1 protein-coding gene is annotated in these 343 nt (G+C 73.5%); it reads left to right on the top strand.

Going from position 1 to position 343, the window contains the following annotated elements; all coding sequences use genetic code 11:
* Positions 1-343 (top strand): amino acid permease (locus Q0L15_RS17735; protein ID WP_296605778.1); only part of this gene is annotated, 343 nt, incomplete at both ends.

Below are 343 nucleotides of genomic sequence, written 5' to 3' on the forward strand. Positions count from 1 at the left end.
GGCCGAAGCCGCTGCCGCCGCTACCGCCCGACCTCGACCCGGACGCGGCGCTGGCGACAGCGTTCCGCGACGTCGGCCAGAGCGGCTTCGCCACGCTGATCGCGGCCGGCGCCGTGGCGGGCCTGACCACCGTGGTGATGACGCTGCTCATCGGCGCCATCCGGGTGCTGTTCGCGATGAGCCGCGACGGCCTGCTCCCGCCCGGCTTCGGCCGCACCAACCCCCGCACCGGCACGCCGGTGCGGATCACGCTCACCATCGGCGCGCTGGTCGCCGTGGTGGCGGCGTACACGCCGATCGGCAAGCTCGAGGAGATGGTCAACATCGGAACGCTCACCGCGTT

It is taken from the genome of Nocardioides sp. (genome assembly GCF_024509035.1).
GTDB lineage: Bacteria > Actinomycetota > Actinomycetes > Propionibacteriales > Nocardioidaceae > Nocardioides.